The organism is Streptomyces sp. NPDC040405, from assembly GCF_055595765.1.
Window position 1 is genome coordinate 1086224 of the sequence record NZ_JBVIVI010000002.1, and the last position, 20170, is coordinate 1106393.

Annotated in this window: 11 protein-coding genes; 1 reads left to right on the top strand and 10 read right to left on the bottom strand. The window is 68.9% G+C overall.

The genetic code is table 11. From position 1 onward, the window contains the following. Positions 1-2 precede the first annotated feature (2 nt). From ACZ59A_RS12205 to ACZ59A_RS12220, 4 genes are read right to left on the bottom strand one after another with little or no spacing between them, the layout of a single operon-like run. Positions 3-2957 carry a pPIWI_RE module domain-containing protein gene (locus ACZ59A_RS12205; protein ID WP_470956960.1) on the bottom strand — a complete coding sequence of 985 codons (2955 nt, stop codon included), beginning with the start codon at positions 2955-2957 and terminating at the stop codon, positions 3-5. An 11-nt stretch (positions 2958-2968) separates the two neighbouring features. Beyond that, positions 2969-6559, bottom strand: coding sequence for a pPIWI_RE_Z domain-containing protein (locus ACZ59A_RS12210; RefSeq protein WP_470956963.1), 3591 nt, complete (start codon positions 6557-6559; stop codon positions 2969-2971). Then, positions 6552-7697, bottom strand: a complete 1146-nt coding sequence (locus ACZ59A_RS12215) for a pPIWI_RE_Y domain-containing protein (RefSeq protein WP_470956966.1) — start codon at positions 7695-7697, stop codon at positions 6552-6554. The genes ACZ59A_RS12210 and ACZ59A_RS12215 overlap by 8 nt, the downstream gene beginning before the upstream one ends. A gap of 10 nt (positions 7698-7707) precedes the next feature. After that, positions 7708-9336, bottom strand: coding sequence for a PD-(D/E)XK nuclease family protein (locus ACZ59A_RS12220; RefSeq protein ID WP_470956968.1), 1629 nt, complete (start codon positions 9334-9336; stop codon positions 7708-7710). Positions 9337-9477: 141 nt separating this feature from the next. On the opposite strand from ACZ59A_RS12220, the gene ACZ59A_RS12225 reads away from it, so the two are divergent. Next, positions 9478-10965: a serine/threonine-protein kinase gene (locus ACZ59A_RS12225; protein WP_470956969.1), complete on the top strand. Its 1488-nt coding sequence runs from the start codon at positions 9478-9480 to the stop codon at positions 10963-10965. 3 nt (positions 10966-10968) lie between these two features. Here the strand turns inward: ACZ59A_RS12225 and ACZ59A_RS12230 are convergent, their stop codons facing one another. The 6 genes from ACZ59A_RS12230 to ACZ59A_RS12255 form a co-directional block, all read right to left on the bottom strand. After that, the gene (locus tag ACZ59A_RS12230) at positions 10969-12969 is read right to left on the bottom strand and encodes an N-6 DNA methylase (protein WP_470956972.1); all 2001 of its coding nucleotides are present in this window, start codon (positions 12967-12969) and stop codon (positions 10969-10971) included. A 724-nt stretch (positions 12970-13693) separates the two neighbouring features. After that, entirely contained in the window at positions 13694-14362 is a 669-nt protein-coding gene (locus ACZ59A_RS12235; protein ID WP_470956975.1) for a lytic polysaccharide monooxygenase auxiliary activity family 9 protein, read from the bottom strand. A gap of 110 nt (positions 14363-14472) precedes the next feature. Then, positions 14473-15294, bottom strand: coding sequence for a hypothetical protein (locus ACZ59A_RS12240; protein ID WP_470956978.1), 822 nt, complete (start codon positions 15292-15294; stop codon positions 14473-14475). 376 nt (positions 15295-15670) lie between these two features. Continuing rightward, positions 15671-16450: a hypothetical protein gene (locus ACZ59A_RS12245; RefSeq protein ID WP_470956981.1), complete on the bottom strand. Its 780-nt coding sequence runs from the start codon at positions 16448-16450 to the stop codon at positions 15671-15673. Beyond that, the gene (locus tag ACZ59A_RS12250) at positions 16447-19734 is read right to left on the bottom strand and encodes a hypothetical protein (RefSeq protein WP_470956984.1); all 3288 of its coding nucleotides are present in this window, start codon (positions 19732-19734) and stop codon (positions 16447-16449) included. Before ACZ59A_RS12250 ends, ACZ59A_RS12245 begins: the two co-directional genes overlap by 4 nt. Further along, the gene (locus ACZ59A_RS12255) at positions 19731-20129 is read right to left on the bottom strand and encodes a DUF6507 family protein (protein WP_470956987.1); all 399 of its coding nucleotides are present in this window, start codon (positions 20127-20129) and stop codon (positions 19731-19733) included. Before ACZ59A_RS12255 ends, ACZ59A_RS12250 begins: the two co-directional genes overlap by 4 nt. Between the last annotated feature and the right edge of the window lie 41 nt (positions 20130-20170).

A 20170-nucleotide genomic window follows, 5' to 3' on the forward strand; every position in this document is an offset into this window, starting at 1 on the left:
CGTTACGGCAGGCCAGGCCCGTCGTCGAACAGCGACAACTGCCCCGGTGCGTCGTCCGGTTCCGGCCCCGTGGTCAAGCCGGGGGCGGCCGCGGCGTCCGGGTCGGTGTCTGCCGTCGGGTCGGCGGCGTTCGGCTCCGTTTCCGAGGTTTCTTCCTCCTCGGTGCGCGTCGGCAGCACGTACTCCTGGGCGAGACCCGCCAGATGGAGCGGCAGCGGCAGACTCAGCGCGTCCGGCAGGTCCGGCGCCTGACGGAGCTGGTGAGCCGCGAGGGCCAGGGCCTCCGGAGAATCGCCGTCCTCCCGGTGGCAGCCGAGGACGGCGAGCTCCACGAGCCCTGGATTCCAGGCCGCCTTGTCGGTGTCCACCGTCATCTCGCCGGCCCGAGGTCCCAGAGTGAGGGCGCGCGGGGCGAGCTTGTCGGCCGCCACCGACAGCTTGAACGTGCGTGCCTTCGGCGTCGTGGACCAGAACACGCGTGCCGTCTCAGGATTAGCGGACGGGTCGGTCCACAGATGGGCGGCGAATCCGTTCGGGCCCTCGGGGTTCACGGCCCACCACTGCGCCGTCTCCCGGCCACGGGCCGTACGGACCCGCACCAGCCGCAGATCCGGCTCCAGGCGACGGGCCGGGGCGTGGCCGTCGCGGAACTTGTCGGCCTCCACCCGGCCGTCCTGCAGCCAGGTCCAGTGGGACCGCATGTTCTGCGCGTGCGCCAGCATCATCGTCGGCTCGCCGAGCACCGAGTCGCGTACCTTCTGCAGCCACTCCTCTGTGGCGCGACGCTGCTCGGTCATGTCCGTCCACCACGACACGCGCCCACCGTTCTCCGCTTCGCCGTCACCCGCGGGCGGCATCAGGTCCTTGGGGACCTCCGCGCGCCGGGTCAGCCGCAGCAGCAGCTCCGGGTAGGGGATCCACTCACGGGCGTCCTCATCCCACCCCTGCACCCGTGCCAGGCCGGAGCCGGGCCGCTCCGGCGTGACGAGGACCGCCACCGGCACGTGCCCGGCCCAGCGGGTCCGGCTGCGCTTGTTCTTCCGGACCATCCAGACCGCCAGATACCGCAGTCCCGTCGGCAGCTGTTCACCGAGACTGTGCTCGGGATGGACCCGTACGCCCAGCTGCCGCAGCCCGTCGTCCCAGGCCTTCGCGGCCCTGAAGCCCGCGTTCTTCTCGCTGTTGTACCCCTTCGCCTTCTTCGGAACGCCCATGAACTGCGTCAGCACGCGCGCGTCCGCGCAACCCAGCCGGAGCGCGAACTTCGGATCATGGGCGGCGGAGCTGAAGTCCTTGGCCCGGTCGAGCTCCACCAGGGCCAGGGACGGCAGGCCGACCCGCCCCGCGGCGGTGAGAAAGGCCGCCGTCTCCTTCCGGCGGAGAGCGAGTGCAGCCGTCACCGACTCGCGTGAGTGCCGAGTGCCCTCGGGCAGTGGAAGATCGCCGCCGAGCGAGCCGGTGAGCTTCAAGCAGCGCAGCCGTATCCTCAGCTCCGGCATCTCCCACTCCAGGATCACCGGCCCGCTCTCGTAGCCGCCGGCGTCCTCCGGTGCCCCGCCGTCGCCCTTCAGATCCAGATGCTCGGCGAGCGCGGTGATGGCGGTGTCACGCATCGTCGAGGTCTGCCACAGCACACTGGCTTCAAGGACCGGAATATCGCCGGGGTCGGCGTCCGGAGCCAGGCAGCGCAGCGCGAACGCGGCTCCCAGGCGGCGCGCTTCCGCCCGCTTGCGCTCCTCGGCCGCCTTCTTCTCCGCCTGGGAAGGATCGCGGCGCGGATTGGCCGGGACGCTGCCCGACAGCCGGGTGTGCACCAGCGCGGGAGCCGGACGCAGCTCATCGGGCAGGGCTTGCTCCGCCCACCGGGTGATCTCGGAACGCTGATGGGACATCAGGCCCGCACCCACCTCGTGCGAGCCCATGGCGGTGCTGTACACGACAGCCGCCCGCATGCCGTCCCGAAGCCACTCCTCGGGGCCGGTGAGAATGGACTCGGCGTCCGGGAAAGGCTCGGAGAGCGAGATGTTCCGCAGAATGCCGGCGGGCCCGCCGCCCACCCAGTCGTGGCCTCCCTTCCCCCAGGCGAGCCGGGCCAACGCGAACCGGTCGGTCGCCGGAGCCCCGGGCAGCCACGGCACGCGAGGCCGCAGCAGCACCGTGGTCCGGCGGCCGTACGGGAGATGGAGCCGCCCCGACTTCGCCCCGATCCGCGTGGCGTAACGCCGGATGTGCGTGTGCAGATGGAACCGCGGGCGCGGGTCGAACGGCACCGTGTGCAGCGTGATGTTGAGGACCACGGAGAACCACTCGGTGCCACGGCTCCCCTCGTGGGGCAGCGCCTGTGACACCAGCTCCGCGCCCTGGTCACGGGGCCCGCGGGGCACGGCGCGGAAGCGCAGCCGGCCGGCGCCGAAGTCGTACGGCTCCAGGGCGAGGATCCGCCGGGCCAGCCAGTCGGTCGTCAGCTGGAACTGCCGGGAGTCCGGAGCGGCGGTGCCTCCCTTGGCGGACTCGCACCGCACCAGCTCCACCTCCACGCCTTCCTGCCACTCAGGTGGTTGCTCCCACAGCAGCGCCCGCGTCTCGGTGAGGAGCGAGCGGTACTCCGGTTCGGGCCGCAGGTCGCGCAGCCAGGCGCCGAGCAGCCCGCGGAAGGCGGCCGGCGGAAGGGGATCGGGGACGCTCTCCGGCGCGTACAGCCAGAAGTCCGGGCCCTCGCCGCGGTGCCGGGCCGGCCGCGGCCGCACCAGCAGATCCGGGGCGAGCGACTGGAGCACCTGGTCCATGCGGAACGTCGGGACGGTCTCCAGGGGCTTCTCACGGCCCTCGTTGCACAGCGCGAGGAGTGGACCACGCCACTGCTCGGGAAAGGGGAGGGCGCGGTAGCGCGCCGTCACGGAGGTGTCGGGGGCGGGCAGCCAGGAGGCGGTGCGGATCGCGTCGTAGCGCTGGGCCATGTCGGTGTCCCTCAGGAGGTGTGGTGGGTGATGTCGCGCAGGGCCTTGTACAGGGGCGCGTACAGCAGGCGGGCGACTGCCGGATCACCGGGATCGGTGACGTACGGAGGGGGAACGCTCGCGTTGAAGTACGGCGCGAGGACGTCCCGGAGCCCGGTCAGCAGGCCGTCCTCGCGCGGCAGGGTGGACGCCGCCACGCTGGGGGCCAGCGCTCTGGCGGTCTTCGGCGCGAAACGCGCGTCCACGAACACCACGCGGGCGGGTACGCCGCCGCGTACAAGTCGCCCGATGACCTGCCAGATGGTCACCAGCTGGTCCCAGGTGAAGGACCGCCTCTCACGCTCGGACAGCCGCGAGTAGATGTAGCGGCGGGCCAGCAGCCTGCGCCATTCGGCGCGCGCCACATGGCGGAAGGCGAGTCCGGCGGCGTCGAGCGTTTCCGCGCCGACGGCGAGCTTGCCGAACGTGCCCTGCTCCAGGCCGGGTTCGTCGCGGACGAACCGGGCTGCCCAGTCGTTGATCGCGAAGACGGCCAGGGCCAGGTCGTCGGGTCGCGGGTGCGGCCGGGCGAGGAACAGCGCGGCACCGAACGCCGCGTTGCGCTGGGCGTTGAGGATGTTGTGGCCACGCTCGACGGCCATCAGCGGCGCCACCAGGATCTCCGCGCTGGAGTCCTCGGCGAACGAGGCGAGGTCACCCCTGCGCAGCACGGTGGCGCGCTCCGCCTCCGGGCGCCCGGGGGGACCGGAGCCGCGTACGGACTGCTCCAGGTCGGCGTCGTCCGCCGCCAGGACCCGCACCCGCCCGTGCCAGCGCTCGATCCCGTTCAGCACGTCGGCGGCGGTGCCGGCCTCCTTGTAGCTGCCGACCAGCAGGATCGCGCGCCTGCGGCGGTCGTCGGCGATCCTCGCCAGCTCCTGCTCCAGAGGGCTGGGCGAACCGCCAGGCCCCGGGGAGCCCAGCCGACTGACCAGCGCCCGCGCCGCCGCCGGCCTGGCCTTGGGCTCGGTGCCGGACAGGCTCATCGGGCGACCCTCGTCGTCGTACAGGAAGTGGGTGGTGAATACGGACTCGCCGACGGCCTCCAGCGAACTCTCCGACGGCTTGAGCACCGCCCCTACAGGGGCGAGCACATGGGCGCGGGTGGAGGTTCCCGCCCAGCTCGTACCGGACATCAGCACCACGTGTGGCCCCGGGCGGCCGGCGCCCGGGTCGGCACCCACCTCGTGCAGGGAGAGCAACAGCTCCCGGCCGATGCCCGCGCAGCGGAAGAAGCGCAGGGTGCCGCTGTGCCGCCCGTCGTCGTCCCGCTCGCGTTCGTCAGGCAGGTACTGGAAGCCCAGCACATTGCCCATCGGGGCCTCCGGAACCAAGGGCGCGTAGTCCAGCGGAGGGCGGCGGGAGAGCTCGTTGCCGGTCGAATCCAGATGCAGGGCCGCCTCGACCTGCGGCCACAGGAAGACGAGGCGGTCGAGACGTTGGTTGAGCGCGCTCAGCAGCAGCATGAACTCAAGTCGCCGGGCCGTCAGATCGAGCCAGCTCTCGTCCGCCGCCTTCACAGCCGCCGGTGTCCCCTCCAGCAGTTTGTGCAGGACGGTCAGAACGCGCTCCCGCGTGGCCGGGGCGGACAGGGTGGTGAGCAGGTCATGGGCGAGGGTGACCAAGCCGTCCGTCACGTCGCCGTACGGGCCGTTGCCGCCCAGCGGATCATCGCGGAAGGCGTCGAAGCGGTCCCTCAGCTCCGCGCGGCGGTCGTCGGCCTCGGCCCCCGCCGATTCCGGTTCGGGAGCGTCGTCCTCGTACGCCTCGTACAGCTCAGACTCATCCGCCACCCCGTCCGGCGCTCCCGACGTGTGGTCCACCGAGAACCAGTCGCCCAGCAGCTTCTCCTGGAGAGTCCAGGGGCTGAAGTATTCGATGTCGGCCCACTCGCGCAGCTCACCGTCGGAGATCAGCAGTTTGTACAGCCGGTCCGTCGCCGAGTGGGCCACGGTCAGGGAAGCCGACCAGCGTTCGATCTCCTGGTCCGTGAGAGGCAGTCGCCCTTGCTTGGACAGCTCCTCGATCCGATGGGTCTGCACCGTGTCGAGCCAGGAGTCCAGGCCCGGGGAGACCAAGGTGGCGGAGGGCGCGAAGATCTCGTCCAGCTTCATCTGCACCGAGTCCGCCTCATCCACGATGATGATGTCGCTGCGCAGGCAGGCGAGCTCGAGGTGTCGCAGCCGCTCCGCGCCCAGATGCCGGGGCACGGCCGACTGCACCAGACTTGCCGGGTTCGCCACCCAGATCAGCGAGTCCACCAACTCGCGCGCCGGGCGGTGGCGCGGGCAGGCATGCCACAACGGGCAGCCATGCGGGGCGCCCTTCGGCTCGGCGGGCCGCTCGGCGGCGGTGCGCTGGGTCCCGCCCGGACGGTACGGGGCGGGCAGCGACGTCGCCTCCGAAGCCGGGGCCGTCTTCTCCGGGTAAAGCGAGGCACAGGGCGCGTCCGCGTACCGCAACGGCTCGGCCGCTTCCGTGCCACGCAGCGCGTCCACCACGCATACGGTGCTCAGATCGTCGAAGCCGGGCGCGTCGTGGTCGAGGAGGTTGTCCAGGCCCCGGGCGGCGAGCCTGCGGTGCAGCCGCTGGACATGCGTCGGGCGTGTGGTCAGGCCCAGCACGGGGGGTGCGGCCAGCCCCAGGTCACCGAGCAGACCGCTCAGACGCAGCTGCTCGGCGACATCGCCGACGACGAGCGTGGTACGCAGCCCTCGCCGCGCACCCCACACGGCGATGAGGATCATCAAGGTCGACTTGCCCGCGCCGACCATGCCGGCGAGGTGCAGCAGCCCGTCGAGGCGGAGGACGTCGGAGTCGGTGAAGGACCTTCCGTCGGCGTTCCGTGGAGCGATCCGCAACTCCGCCAGCCGTTCCTGCCAGTGTCCAGGGCCGGCGGCATCGTTCTCCCGCTCCGTCTCGTCCATCCAGCGGGCCGTCTCGGAGAGTTCGGTCCGCGTGATGGTGAGGGGGATTCCGTCTCCGGGGCGTCCGGCCTCCGGATCGTGGCCGGGAGCGGGTTCGGGACGCGGCCGCTCGGGCAGCGTCACGGACATGGGCCGCCGCCAGGCGAGAAAGGTCGACCGTCCCGCCGGGGCCAGGGGCAGCTCCTTGCGGGCGAGTGGTGGCAGGGAAGCCACAGCGGCGTCGTAGACGGCGAACCGGTCCGATGCGACGGCCGGATCCACGCGGGTTGCCGGAGAATCCTCGGACGGCACCTCGTACGCGCGCAAGCGCGGCGGCAGTGCTCGGTAGGTCTCCAGAGCCTGCTGCCAGGTGCGGCGACGCCGCAGCGTCCACAGCAGGTGTCGACCCGACAGGAGCATCGCCGTGTGAGCGTCCGTGACGGACAGACTTCGCGCGGGCATGAAGGGGTAGCCCCCGAACATGACGTAGGCCCCTCGCACCGGTTCCTCCGGTGCGATCCGCTCCAACAGCCGCAGCGCGAGTTCGACCTGACACACCAGCGAGGGCTTCACACCGGAGAGTTCAGGAGGCACCTCGCTCCACAACCGGGCCAACTCCTTGCTCACCGGCCTGTGCCAGCTGTCCCGGTCACGCACCTTGTACTCCTTCCGTCTCGTCCCGTCGCGCGCGGGCCCGCTCGATCAGCGCGGTGTCCGTAAGCAGCTCCAGTCCGCGCGCCGCGGCGGGGCGGTTGCGCTCGTACGAGGCGACGTAGCCGGGGCGGTCGTCCGCCCGGCTCTGCGGCACCACCCAGAAGGCCTCGTTGTACGGCGGCTCCTGCGGAACCGGCCGCGCGGCCCGGCCGAGGAACGCGGGATGGGCCCAGTCCTTCACATCGACGGCCCAGACCCAGCCGTCGGGGAAGGAAATGTGCAGGTCGTAGGCGTCATACGCCGGCCACATCCGTACCCGCAGCCCCAGCGCACTCAGCTGTGTTTCCAGCTCCGTCTCCGCCTGGCCCGGGGCGGTGACGAACTGGCGCAATGGACGTTCCAGCTGGAGGAGCTCGCCTGCTTCGTCGCGTGTGATGCGGTGCCCCACCGGGGGCGGGCCCTGGCGGCGGCAGCGGTCCCTCTCGCACCACCAGGAGCCGTCACGGACCGGCGTCAGCAGGGTGCGGCAGCGTCCGCAGGTCGCGTAGACGTCGCCGCGAAGATAGCTCTCCGGTACCGGCTGGTAGACGCGGCCGATCAGCTCCTTCACCGGATCCAGCACGTGGTCCACGGAGACGACGAAGGCTTCGGCGGACGTCAGGACGGGCCGGGTGACGAGCAACCGCCGGAACTCGGTATACGCGTCCTCCTCGCCGTACTCCCGGCACAGCCGGAGCGCGTAGTGAATCACTTCACGGTCCCGGTGAACCTGGGCGCTGTCCCGGGACTTCTCCGCCCACTCGTGGCACAGCTCGGTGGGGCGGGAAGAATCCGGATCCAGCAGCAGGTCGCCCGGGCCGACGGCATCCGCGGGCAGGTCCACCGGCCAGTCGGCCACCGGCCGTGCGCGGCACCAGGCCAGCAGGTCGGGGAGGCTCACCGGCGGCTCCGCGCCCCGCTCCAGGCAGGCCAGCACCGTGCGGTCCAGGGCCTGCTGCACCCGAGGCGGGTACGGCAGGGTGAAGGCGTCCAGACCCGTGACGTCCTCCAGCACGGCGAGCGCGGAAGCGACCGTTCGCATCAGCGGGACACCGGCGTGAGCCGACCAGTCGGAGGCGTGCGGCGGGAGATCGTCTGTCATCCGCACCTCGTCACCCGGCCTTCACATGGGCCTGGCCGGCGTCGCAGAGGCCGAGCATCTCACAGCCGCCGCAGTGCTTTCCGGTCTTCGGCTCGTATGTCTCGTCCACGGCCCACGGACCCGCCATGCCCGCTATGGTCCGTCGTGCTTCAGCCTGGGTGTCCGGCTCTCCCGGGTCTATCACCTCACGCCATGACGTGTCCTCGAGCAGAAGCTCCAGTTCGATCCGGGACCGGCGCGGATCGCCGCCGGGGACGTCGGCGGACATCAGCAGAATGGCCAGAGCGAGCTGGGGGTAGGTCTGCAGGAGCTCCTCCCCTTCCCAAGGGGGACGGGTCGTCGTCTTGGTCTCGTGCCAGATCCACCCCCCGGACCGGGTGTACAGCAGATCCGGGTCGGCGATGATCAGCACATCGAGCTCCGGGTCGTACGCGGTCAGGCGTTTCTGCACGAGGACTTCCTCGCCGGGGGCGAGGCCATCCAGCGGGCAGGCGCGCACATGCTGCGCGAGCATGGCGAGCGCGGTCGCCTGCTCTTCGTCGGCCAAGCCGGGCAGCGCGTCCGGGAGCGTCACTCCTCGGCAGCGTCCCTGCCGGTGCCGCTGGTTGAGCCAGTCATCGACGGCACGTCCCCTGCGGATCGCCGGGCTCTCCGGTGCGGCCGACCGCAGGTGCAGGACCCGGGTGAGGTGGAACAAGGCCGGACAGCGGGCGTGCATGCGCAGATCGGTGGCCGAGACGGAGCGGCGTTTGCGGGGGCGACGCGGTCCCGGTACACCAAGCAGGCCGTGCGCCCTCGGAGGCTGCTCACAGCCGAGGAGAGCCTCGCACCGCGTACAGCTGGAGCCGGGATTCAGCCGGTCATCGGCGATGACGCGGCCGAGCGCGGGCTTGGCGTCCCGGGAGAACTTCTGAGCGACCTCGTGGGCATCCCAGTCGGCGAGGACGGTGTGCTCGCCGTCGCCGCAGCCGACGCCGACGATCCGCACCCGGTCCGGACGGACGGTATTCCCGGGAACAGGATGGTGGGGCTCGCGGAAGGCCGAGCGGGACGGGGCTCCCGTGGCCACGACCGACGCCGCTTCGGCGATCAGCGCCGACGGACGGTCCTCCTTGAGGACGTTGACCGACAGCAGCCACAGCTCACGCTCCGAGCCGTCGGCGGACGCGTAGCGTCGGCCCCAGGCGGTGCGCTCGTAGCGGGTTGCCCCGTGGGCGGTGGGAGTTCTGAGATTCGTGATGGATGTCCACTCCTCCCGGACGGCGACCGTCTTGGGCCGTCCGGACGCGACCCGGCCCGTCTCAGCCCTTTCGCGCGCCGCCAGGTAGTTCCGTACCGCTTTGTGGGTCCAACGCACGTGCGATGGGTGATACTTGCGGTTGCGGGCGATTCGCCGGAGTGCCTCCGCTGCTTCGACGCCGTCCAGTTCGATGGCGTCGAGAGCGTTCATGACCGGCGCCAGGGAGAAGTCCTCGATGGGCTTGCCGCGGGGCCGCTCCGGTGCTTGCTCGATGAGGGGCCTGGCTCGCAGAGCGTTGCCGCGTGGGCAGTCCTGGGGGTCTTCCTGGAACAGGGGGAGCGAGGTGCGGATGAGCCAGGCGCCGCCATCCGTATCGGGCGGAGGCAGTTGAAGCGTCACGGCGAACCCCTCACTGGAGACAGGAACGGTTCACTCAGGGAAGCGCATGTCTGTGAACTAAGTCAAGCGATGCACTTCGCGTGAGTCGCGCAACGGGTATGGTGGTGATGCGTAAAGGCGCCATGGAGAACGGGGTGCGTTGTGGAAGCCGGGGACGTCCTCGACGGCCGCTATCGGGTCGACGAGCCGCTCGACCAGGGCGGGATGGGCAGTATCTGGAAGGCGGTGGACAGCGACACCGGGGCGTGGGTGGCCGTCAAGGTGTTGCGGCTCGACGCCTACACGCAAGGCCGGTTCAGCCAGAGTGAACGGACGCGGCGAAGGATCGAGCTCCTCAAGCGGTTCGAGCGCGAGGGCACGATCCTCGAAGAGCTGAAGCACCCCGCGATCCCGCGCCTGCTGCACCGTGGATACCACCGCGAGGAGCCGTACCTCGTCATGGAATACGTCGAGGGGGAGACCTTGCGCGACTTCCTGGACCGTCGCCGTCCCCTTCCCCTGGGAGCCGCCTGCGCGATCGCCGTGGACGTCGCCGAAGCGCTCGTGCACGCACATACCCGCGGCGTGGTGCATCGAGACCTCAAGCCCGGCAACATCGTGCTGGCCGCCGATGGGGCCGCGAAACTGCTCGACTTCGGCATCGCGTTCCTCACCGACCCTGACGCGACCCGCTACACCGTGCTCGGCGCCACCCCGGGCAGTGCTGGTTACATGGCTCCGGAGCAACTGCGCGGGCAGCAGACGGTCTCCGCCTCCGTGGACCTCTACGCCCTTGGCTGCGTGCTCTTCGAGCTGGTGACCGGGCGGGCCCCGTTCGAGGATCAGCCGGACCGCAACAAGGACACGCAGCACCTGGAGGATCTGCCCCCGCGCATCAGGGCTTTCAACCTCGGCCTTCCTGCTGACCTCGATGACCTCGTCTGGGATCTTCTCGGCAAAGCTCCGGCGGACCGTCCCGCGCATGTGGGCGTGGCTCTTGAGGTGCTGCGTGGTTACTTGCCGGCACCGGGCGAACCACCGCCTGAGCCCGCGCTGGATCCCGATCCCACGGCGCGCCACCGGTCGAGTTCCTCCACGGGTTCCGAGTCGGTCCGTGGCCCCGCGGACGTCGCGCGACGCCCGGCCCGGCGGCGCGCTGCCTGGCTCGGGCGCCAGGAGTTCGCGGCCCTGCTGCGCCGGGCGCGTGACGAACTCGACGCGCACAACCCCAGCCGCGCGTGCGAACAGCTCTCGCGCTCGCTCGAGCGGGCTGTCGCGAATTGGGGGCTGGGAGAGTCCACCGTTGCCGATGCCCAATTGGCATGTGCCGATGTGGTGCGGCTCGAAGGCGACACCCACCTGGCGAAGCCGCTGTACGAGCAGGTCGCGATGGCCCTCGGTCATCACGGGGATCAGGCGTCGCGGGCGCTGGCGCTGGAGGCCCGGGTCGGGGTGGCCGAGTGCAGGGTGCCCGAGGGGGATCTGCGTGGCGCGCTGCAAGGGTGGACGGACGCGGTCGCCGATGTGCTCAGCCTGGTGTCCCCACCCGCGAGGCTTGTGGCGCGGTGCCGTGAAGTCGCGCTGGAACTCAACGAACGGGGTTGCGCGGTGACGATCGCACCATTGGTCGCCGAGCTCGAGGAGAGGTGAGGGTCAGTTTCGCGGGAGTCGGCCGGTGGCCAGGAGGTCGCTGAGCGACCGGGCCAGTTCGCCACCCGATGCGCGTAGCTGGCCCAGTTCCCGTTGGAATACGGTCAGTCTCCGGTAAATCTCACCGTAACCCTGCTGCTCATCGAGTGACAGGCGAGGGACCCGAAGGCGACGTACGTCCACGCGCGAGGACGTGGAGGCATGTGTGCCTGCCCGGCGGACATTGCCGGGCGCGTGCAGGCACCCCGCGAGGAACCACGGGTCGAGAACCGCTGGATCCGTGCGGAGCGCGTACAACTGGGGCCCTAGCACCGACGGCGCATCGGTGTCCACGCGCACCTCAAATGCTCTGACCGCCCCCACCACGATGACATCCGGTGAAGCGGTCACGGTGAGGCTGCCATCGGCTTCACCACGCGCCACGTACTCCGTTGGCAGCCAGTACTCGGTCTCCTCCGCGATCATGAGACCTGGGACGGTCAGGACGGGGACCGCGTCTTCGGGCCGTTCACCTCGCTGGACGAGCTCATCGGGCAGGCCCTGACCACCGTGGATTTCGAGAGCGCCGGCTCGCTCGAGCTCGGCCACAGTCGTGTGCGTAGCGGAACCGTCGACTTCCTGAGGGGCGACAGCGGACAACAGCCCTGCCACTTCTCGTAGTTCACGCAGATGTGTATTAAATCGTGTCCACGATCGATGCAAATCAGCAATATTCGCCACATCGACGCCCGGAATGTGGCGACCCGGAGTCAGGTCGACTTGCTCGTCGAGCAGCTCTATCACCGGGACGGACGCGCTCTCCGAAAGGCGCTCACCGCTCAGAGCCGCCGTCACGCTCTTCGTCAACCGGGGCCAATCGATGCTGCCCTTGCCCATCGAGGCAGGTCCCAGCCCGTGCGCGGTGTCCACGAGGAGCAGGCGATCGCTGCACGGAAGGCCCTCCGAGGTGCCCAATACCCACAGATGGAGGCCCACGCCATGCGGCGGGGCGGCCCCGGGCGGCAGGGCGATCACGGCGCGGAGCATGCCGGCGCGCAGGAGCCCTGCCCGGATGCGTCGTCCTGCCCGTCGGGCCGCGACCGCGGGAGGGAGTACCAGTACCGCGACTCCACCCGGGGCCAAGGCGGCGACAGCGTGCTGAACCCAGGCGAGTTCGGGCTCGGTGCGCGGCGGGTACCCATAAGCCCAGCGGTGGTCGGTCGCGAGCTCCGCGTGTCCCCAGTCGCGTTCGTTCGACGGGGGATTGCACAGCACCACATCGGTGCGCACGTCCGCGTGGGCGTCTGCTCGCAGCGTGTCCGCAGTGGTCACTTCGGCTGCGGAGCCGGCCATGGCAAGCCGGGCGGTGGCCAGGGCCGCGAGTACGGGATCCCTGTCCTGGCCGAAGAGCTTCGGCGCGCGCGTCGCCTCCTCGCGTGGCTTCCCAGCCGCCTGGAGGAGCGTTCCGGTCCCGCACGCAGGATCGAGCACCGTGTGCACTTCTCCGCGGTGGACGAGTGCGGAGATGTGCGTCATGAGGTCGGCCAACGGCTCTGGTGTGGCGCTGACCTGGCGGAAATGCGTCCGTAGCCACCGTTCGAGCAGAAAATCGAACGTCCTCTCCGCTCCTTCGTCGGCGGCAATCCCGATGGCTCGTTCCAAGAGGTCGGTCTGCTGAGCATCCAGAGCAGGTGGTTCCATTACACGGCTGAGATCACCGCCCGAGCCCAGCCTCAAGCCCACGGCTGCCACGAGGTAGCCCATCGTCTCGCGGTCGCCGAGTGCCTCAAACTCTGGCCAGAGACGATCCAGAGGTTCCACCGTGGCTTTGATCTTGTTCTCGGCCCGTAGCCACTGCTCGACATCGAGCAGAGAGAACTGGGGGCTGGTGTCGCTGCCCCCGACCGGGGCGGGAAAGGTCTCGTAGCGTCGTCGCCAATTACTGACGGCGGCACGGCCGACCCCGGCGAGCCGCGCGATCTCCGCGAGGGTCACGAACACGACCGACTCGGAGGCTTTGCTCATCACGGTCTCCAACGGGCGACGATGGGTCGTTAGGGCAAAGTACTCGCCTGTAGGCGGCACCCCTGCGATCCAGCCGTGGCGGATGTTCCTTGACTTAGTTTACAGATGGGTGGTCGAAAGTCGGAGCAGCGGGTTCACTGCAGGGAGTAGAGATAGCACAGATGTTCGCCATGCTGGGGCTGGGCTGTGGGGAGCGTATGAGGCGCCGCCCCGTCGGGCGGAGGCGAGCGACGACGCGGCATCCGCCCCGCCGTCCGTCTGCTGCCGAGGGACTTGGCGGAGCTGGTCGCGCTGGGTCTGAAACCTCTTCCTCGGCGACGGGGGCGCGGTTGGCCTCGGCGGCCTGGATGATTCGTTGAGATCGTCTCGCTCGATCAGTGCCTACGCGTGAGACAGGGCTACCCCTTCTGACGGGGGCGTCCCTCGTAGACTGGGTGGCCTGATCCTTGGGCCCGACCTCACCTGGGACGGCGGCGCATGGACCGTGCACCGCAACCATATGCGAAGCAAAGCCAGGAGGATCCGTTCGGGTGACGAGCTCGTACGCGGCATTCGCAATGCCCGCGGTGCCCTCATGACGCGATCGATCCGTGGCACGGTCCTGTATTCAACCGACCCGGTCACCAGGCAGCCTTTTGCCGATCTCGGCGTTCCAAAGATCTGACCGCCGGGCCGCAGAGGTTGTCCCGCCGGACGCGGCGGCGCCCGGCGGGGACGGGGCGGCTCAGGAGAAGTTCACGTCGCTGCACAGGAAGTACGTCTGGTCCATGTGCGAGGCCTGCCAGATCGTGTAGACGACGTGGCGGCCGGTGTAGCCGGAGGTGCTGACGTCGATCGAGTAGTTCTGGCTGGGCGCGTACTTACCGGTCGTGGTGACCAGTTGCAGGTCGCTCCACTTCAGCGGCTGGGTGGTGGGGTCGTACCCCTGCCGGGTGACGTAGACCTTGAAGTAGTCGGCGCCGTGGCTGGCCTGGTCGTACAGCTTCACGGTGAAGTTCTTGCCGATGGTCGTGGTCTTCCAGGCGCCCGGGGTGTCCAGGGAGTCGTAGCGGCCACCTTCGGTGTGGCCGCCGCTGCACAGCTGTCCGTCGGGGACGGCGGCCGGGAAGTTGCCGGCGGAGCCGTTGCGGTAGAGCCCGTTCCAGTTCCACATGGCGTTGGGGTTGGCCTGCCAGGCCTGCCAGCACATGGGGTCTTTCTGGGCCATCTCCGGGTTCAGGTGGTCGCTGCCCCAGCGCAGCCAGCAGCCGTAGTTGCGGGAGGCGGGGTCGATGACGGATCCGTGCGCGCTGGCGGTGCCGGACCAGGGGATCAGGCCGAGCAGCAGCGCGGACAGCAGGCCGAGGACGCGAGTTGCCCAAGATAAGAGATTGCCGCGTTCATGACAAATCATTGCGCGATCTTCCTCCATCGTCCGTGGGGGAGCGGGAGAGATATGGGAGCGCTCCCAATCGCCAGCTTGCCCGACGGCGCCTATGCGAAACGTTCCGTTGCCCGCGCGGACTACGCCGGAGGCGACGCCAGCGAGACCGTCACCACCACCGGCAGCAAGCGCCCCGCCCCACGCAAACCCTCCGCGACCATCTCCAGCAGCCACACCGCGATATCCGGCGACCACTCCCGCGTACGGCAGCTCAACCGCATCGCCTCACGCATCCCCTCGGTGTGCGGCACCCGGTCGAGATCGAGTTCCAGTCCCGTCAGGTCGCCTTCCGGCGCGGACGCGGAGACATCCACCGTCCCCTGCGCCATCTCCCGCACCGCTTCGCGAACGGCCGCCGCATCGCCCGAGCCCACCCCGCCCGCCTCGGGATGGCAGGAGACGGTGACCACCACCTCGTACCGAACATCCGGATCCGCCAGGCCGAACCACGGCGCCAATTCGGTCTGGCGGAAAGCCGCATTGTGTTCGGCCGCCTGCAACGGCAGCAGGGCATGCAGACCGGTGAACGTTACGGTGCCCACGCGAGCCAAAGTCTCGGACAACACCAAAGACATCGGCCGAACAGGAAGACCCGGACGCGGAGGGTCGGTAAGAACCCCCGCCTGCAACCAGGCCAGCTGATGAACCCCGCCATCCTGCGTCCAATCACCGCCGACCTCCTCATGAGCCCAGGAAGTGGGCTCATGGCGAGCCGTGACCTCTCCGTCCTCATGAAGCCAACTGGTCAGGGATTGCCAGCCGTAGGAATCGGCCCGGTCGATCGCAAAGCCGAGGACATCTTCCTCAACCGTGCCTTCGTCGTCCTGCTCTACTGCCCGCTCAAACCAGGGATTCCGCTGGAGAATCCCATGCAGACCAACAATCACGGTGGGCGGAATCACGGGCACTCCCGGAAAATGTGCGGCGCTGGAAGGTGTCCTTCCAACGCCGCTCTCAGCTCTTGATCACGTGCCACAGTAGTGGCACACCTTGCCGACAGAGCACCGATCAAGGCATCGCCCAAATGCGCGTACTTCTAGGCATTGGTCAACGGCGCGGGTTCCCGATGATGCTCCAGCCAGGTGCGGCTTAGACGTCGTCTCATTTGGACCTGTCAGCTCCCCCCTTTCAGGGCCCGCAACGGTGCCCGTACGGGCCTGGGCTGACGCTGTGGTGGAACAAGCCCCCCCGGCCAATCAGGCCGGAAGGAAGCAGCGACCCGTATGGAAGTCACCCTCGGGCAGCCGTGCCGGCCTGGCGGGCAGCTTGTATGAGAACTCAGTTGCCACTGGTGAGTTTCTTCGTTACCGATTCAATGAATGCGGCGGCTTCTGGCTCGGTGATCTCCACATGGTCGACATCGTTGTGCCCCAAGTCGTAGAGTCGCAAGTATTCGGTGGGCTCCCAGCGGAGGTTGCGAGTGAAAGCCTCGTCATGCCTTTCGTCGCCACTGCCGATGAGGCGCCGCCGTACGATGCCCCGCGGACTGCTGCGCGGATAACCCTCGCTGACCTTCGCGTAGTACGTGATTCGCCCTTTACCGTCGAGAGCGTCGAGCGTGGTCGGCGCGAGGGTGAGGAATGGCATGGCGGAGAGATTCTCCGCCAGATTCCCCTGAGGGATGGCCACACCTTGCAGATCGATGAACTGTCCGATCGCATAGTCGCCACCGCGCTCGAACAGGAGCAACAACGGCTCGTACATTTCCGGGATGTCCGGCAGCGTGGCCTTGCTCTCGGCGCGGACCGCGGCCCAGTGCACCACGCCGCGGCAGGTGGCCTGGATCGATGGCGTGCCCACGTTCAGCCGGATGAATTCCTCGAGATCGGCGGAGATCTCGGGGTCCAGTTCGACGGACGGATCTACGTACTCGGCAAGGTCGAAGAAAGGCCAGGCGGCTTCGGCGTCATACGCCCGCGCCCACTGGGCCGCCCGTCGCAGATACTCCCGCATCAGCAGGGCGCGGGAGCGGGCGTGACGGAGTGACGTGGCGAAGTCGTCGTCCCAGGTAATGGCGCGCAGCCGATCAAGGACGATGCGCGGTTCCTCTGCGGTCACTTCAGGTTCAGCCCCTTCGAACGCAGCTCCTGCGCGACAGCCTTCACTACGTCGTCAATGTTGGACATGTCTTCCCGAAGCATGACATCGGGTTCCCTGAGCCCCAGAGCGCCCCAGTGCTTGAAGCCGCCCTTCCGCTCGTTCGGAGCCAGGTCGTGTGCTCCGGCATCCCGAGGTTTGTCCGGGAAGTTTTTATAATACTTTCCATCCGCCGGGTCCACTTCCCAGAGGTGGGGGTGCGGCTGGGTGTACGGCAGTCCCGCCTTCATGAGCCGGCTCTCCACGTACTCGTGTGCCATCAGTGACCGGAAACGCAACATTTCCGCTTCTGAAAGGCCGCCCCGCTGTGCCTTGGGCCACAGCTCGGCGATGTCGTCGGCCGGTTCGAACAGGCCGTGGCGAACCTGGTTGGGGCCGGTCGTCACATCGTGCTGCGCCCGGAACAGGTGAGTCTTGACTTGCCGGAGTACGGACTCGTCGATGCCCGTATTCTGGGCGATTCTGGGTAGATCCTCTCGGTTGGGCGTCGCCCGGATCTCGTCGTAGACGCGCCCGGCGAACTCCGAGGGTTCGGTTACCCAGTAGGCGCCGCCGGGGCCACCGGTCGGACCGCCCTCGCGAGGCATGCCAGGAACATCGGTGTCGTGCTCATCGTTTCGAGTGCCGTCCGCAGCGTCGTCTGCGGTGTCTGCCGCGTCGTCGCCCACATCTCCGAGATCGTCACCCACCGACCCGAGGTCGTGGGCCGTCGAGTCGAGGTCCTTGCCGAGCGCGGGTGTCACGTCGTCGGTGCCGTGCGCGCCGATCCTGATGACGCCCGCGTCGCGCGGTACCGGCACCCTGCCGAACAGCTCCGCCTGCTCGGCCCTGATCGCGGTGAGTTCCTCCGGGGAGACGCCGGGTAGACGCTCCTTCTCGTACAGGGCGTGACCGTCCATCTTGGCCGCGAAGCTGTCCGCCGTGTGGAACTGAAGCTCGAAGACCTGGCCACTGACCGTGTCTCGCCAGGTCGAGTTGATGCCCTTGTAGCCTGCGGAGTCCCAGGTGTTCTTGAACGTGACGTTCTCGAACCCTTTTGCCCGAAGGTCGTTGATCGCCTGCTGGACACCGTGGGTGTAGCTGTTGCTGGGGACCTCCATCGTGTAGCGGATGGAGTCCTTGATGCCGCCGAGTACCGCGCCGTGGTCCACGCCGATGTCTTCGAGCATGTCCGTGGCGAGCTTGCGCTTGAGGGAGTCCTCGCCCTTGAGGCGATACTCGAGGCCGGTCAGCTTGCCGTCGTCGACCCTGCCCGCGATGTCCTGCATCGACTCGGTGATCCGCGGTTCCGCCTCCGTGGATCTGCGCATGAAGTCGTCCGCGGCGGCATTTGCCTCACGGTCCAGGCGCAGACCGTTCTCGCCTGCCCAGGCGCCGTCAGGCAGATTGCCCTCCGGGCCCTCGGGCAGGGCCGCCCCGGGGCTGCCGAGGTCACCTCCATGGGGCGGAGTCGGGACATCGGCTCCGGAGCTGCCCGGAATGTGATCGTCCCCGGCGCCCCCTGGGGTGCGGTCACCGGTGGCTGGTACTTCATGACCGCCGCTTCCCGGGCCGTCCCCGTGCTCACCGCGGGCGGGGGGTTCGTGGCTGGCGGATGGGCTGTGGCCGAGGTCGTCGGCGTGTCCGCCGGAGAGGTGGTCGCCTGCCCCGCCGCCGGGGAGGCCGTCGCCGGTGCGGCCGATGTCGTCGAGGTTGTGGTCGAGGCTGTCACCGAGGCGGATGACGTTGCCTGCGTTGCCGGCAGTGTGGGTGCCCGCGCCGACCAGGGCAGGTTCCTTGACGGGGGCGTCCACCCGGGGGGTGTCGGCTCCGGTGGTGGGGTGAGTGGTCTTGTCCACCGCGCCCGTGGGGGCTTTCTCGACTTTCTGGAGGACGTTGCCCTTCTCGTCGAGGAGGTTGCCGTCGCCGTCGTAGTACCGGGCGGGCTCGCCCGGACCGGTCGGCAGTTTTGTGGCGTCCTCGGGGAGTGCGGGGACGTCGTCGGGCAGTTTGACGGTGCCGTCGGGGAGCTTGGCCGCGCCCTCGGGGATGGCGGCTCCCTCGGGGAGGTCGATGGTGCCGTCGGGGAGTCTGACGGTGCCTTCGGGGAGTTTGATCGTGCCGTCGGGGAGTTTGGGGATCTCGATCGCTTGGATGCCCTTGAGGCCCTTGGCGATGTCGCCGATCTTGGAGAGTCCTGCTCCGGCGCCCTTGGCGACGTAGGTCATGGGGTCGATGACGCGGCCGACTTTTCCGGTGGCGGAGAGGACCTTGGCGACGGCTCCGGCTTTGCCGGCGCCGGAGGCGGCGCCGCCTGCGCCGCCGGTGAAGACGGTGGTGACGACGTTGAAGGTGACGGCTCCGGCGGCCCGGCCGGGGTTCTTGCCCCATTCGTCCCAGGCGACGAGGGCTTTGCCGGTCTGTTTCATGGTGTTGCGGGAGTCGCGGAGCCAGGAGGGGAGCTTGTCGTCGGGCAGGCCCCAGAAGGCTTCTCTGGCGCCGGGGATGGCGCTGATGGCCAGGCCGGTGCCGAGTTGGGCCAGGCCTTTCCAGGCTTTGCCTGCCGCGTCCCAGCCGTCGACGCCGACGAGGGTGCCCAGGCCCTTGATGGTGCCCCAGACGCCGTCGACGATGACGCCGTCCCAGACGAAGGATTTGACCCAGTGGCCGACTTCCCAGGCGTGGTGTTTTTCCTCGACCGGGTCGCCCCAGGGGAGTTTGGCGTTCTTCAGGTCGTCGGCCGCGAAGCCGTACTGGTTCTTGGCTTTCGATCCGTCGCCGGCGACCATCTGGGTGCCGCCGAACAGGGCGGTGATCTTGTTGTGGCAGGTGCGCTCGGCTGCCCAGAAGGCTGCGACGGCGGCGGTGATGTCGTCGCGGAGCTGGTTGTGCTCGTCGACCTTGTCGCCGTCGTACTCCCAGTCGTCGTCATCCTTGTTGTCGTTGACGAAGGTGGTGGCGTCGGCTTTGAGCTGGGTGAGTTTGGTGACCAGGGGGCGGATCTCGGTCGCGTATTCCGAGAGGGCGGAGGAGACTTTGCCCAGGTCGTCGGCGAAGGTGTCGGCGCGGTCCTTGACCGGTTTGGTGGTCGCGAAGAGCCGTTCGGCCTCAGGGGCCTTGTAGTAGGCGGACAGGCCCTGGAAGTGGGTGTGCACATCCGCGCCGGTGTCGCGGATGTGCCCGGCGTCCTTCGTCAGGTCGCCGTGAGCCTTCTCCAGCAGTTCCAGGTTGCCGGTGTACTGGGGGATCTCCTCCGGCTTGATCACTTGGTCTGCACCCCCGGTTTCTTCAAGTCCAGATCCGGTACACCAAGAGCCTTGTGCTGTGCGTTCGCCGCCAGTTGGAGATCCCCGTCCAGGTACGCTGTCGTCGCGTCCATCGCACCCTTCAACGACTTCACAGCACTCGCGGCGTTGAACTTCAGATCCGTGGACACCTGCTCTGCGAACTGCGACAACGCCAGCGCGCCCAGTCCGCCCGCGGCCTTCTGAGCGCCCTTACTGCCGCCGCTGTTGCCCTCGGCACTGATCGTGTCCGCGCGCGCCGCCGACCGCAGATGCCCCCCGTACGACTTCGCGTGCTTCTCGATCTTCCTCGCGAACTCATCCGCCGTCTTCGGGACACCCGAAGAACCCTGCGGTCTCAGGTCCCACCTCGCCATGCCCCTGCCCCTGTTCCCCCGCACCCCGAGGGCGGGTCAAC